General features: G+C 59.7%; 3 protein-coding genes. All 3 read left to right on the top strand.

The window, feature by feature from the left end:
• On the top strand, nt 1-580 hold a 580-nt coding region (locus AWB67_RS38005; RefSeq protein WP_125477885.1), incomplete at its 5' end, for an LLM class oxidoreductase.
• Between the two features lie 102 nt (nt 581-682).
• Complete coding sequence (locus tag AWB67_RS38000; protein ID WP_087660873.1) at nt 683-1,132, top strand: SET domain-containing protein; 450 nt, start codon at nt 683-685, stop codon at nt 1,130-1,132.
• 17 nt (nt 1,133-1,149) lie between these two features.
• Nucleotides 1,150-1,294 (top strand): YlcI/YnfO family protein (locus AWB67_RS43880; RefSeq protein WP_510183521.1); only part of this gene is annotated, 145 nt, incomplete at its 3' end.

Genomic DNA, 1,294 nt, shown 5'->3' with positions numbered 1-1,294 from the left:
AGTCTATGCCGATGTGAAGGGCCGCATGGAGGAACTGGGCCGTGAGCGCGATCATCTGAAGATTCTGCCCGGCGCGTTCGTGGTGGTGGGTGAAACACGCGAGCAGGCGCTCGAAAAACGCGCGCTGCTCGACACGTTCGTTCACTACGACAGCGGCATCGCATCGCTGTCGATCGCACTGGGGCACGACGTCTCGTCCTTCGATCCGGACAGCCCGCTGCCCGAGATCCCTGAAACCAATGCAAGTCGAAGCTCGCGCGAACGCGTGATCGAGATAGCTCGCACTGAAGGACTGACCGTTCGCGAGCTGGCTCAGCGCGTCGGCGGCTATTCGGGTTTGCAGATGGTCGGTACGGCGGTGGAGATCGCCGACGAGATGGAGCAATGGCTCGTCGAGGAGGGCAGTGACGGCTTTAACGTGATGTTCCCGTATCTGCCCGAGGGCCTCGACGAGTTCGTGGGAAAGGTGGTGCCCGAACTGCAGCGGCGCGGCATATTCCGGCGGGCCTACACAGGCGCAACCTTGCGCGATCACTTCGGCTTGCCGCGGCCCGGCAACCGGTTCTTCGAAGGGCGATGAAGTCTCGAATGCGCCGCCATCGGCTTATGTTGCCGTCATCATAGCGAAGCGCTGCCCGCCCGTGTATCCGTTTATCGCTGTTGCTTCCACTTGGTCACTGTCATGCGTCGTATCGTCGTTCGACATTCCCCTGTTCACGGTCGCGGCGTGTTTGCGCTCAGCGCCATCCGAGCCGGTTGCCTGATCCTCGAATACAAGGGAGAGATTCTCTCGTGGAAAGCGGCGCAACGCGCGTACGAACGTTCTGAGGCGGAGGCGGGCCATACGTTCTTCTTCGACCTCGATGACGGCCGCGTGATCGACGGCGCGCATGGCGGAAATTCAGCTCGGTGGCTCAACCATTGTTGCGCACCGAACTGTGAGGCGGAGCAAGCCGGCGAGCGAGTGTTCATTCGTGCAATTCGGCCGATCAAGAAGGGCGGCGAGCTCTTTATAGACTATCAGTTGCAGGTCGAAGGCCGTCGCACAGCAGAGTTGCAGCGGACCTACATTTGTCGCTGTGGTACGGCGGAATGTCGAGGAACAATGCTGGCGCCTCGGTCGAAACGATGACTGTTGAGGAGGTAATGGTGAGAAGAAAGTTCGAAAACAAGCTGAAAGTGGTCGCGGTGCGAATCGATCAAGAGATCGAGCAGCGGCTCCGGATATTGGCCGACACAACGGGACGCAAGCAATCGTTCTTTGTGCAACAGCTAATCTTGGGAGGCATTGACG

It is taken from the genome of Caballeronia terrestris (genome assembly GCF_001544515.1).
In the GTDB taxonomy this organism is placed as follows: Bacteria; Pseudomonadota; Gammaproteobacteria; order Burkholderiales; family Burkholderiaceae; genus Caballeronia; species Caballeronia terrestris.
This window is presented reverse-complemented; position numbering and strand designations above follow the sequence as displayed.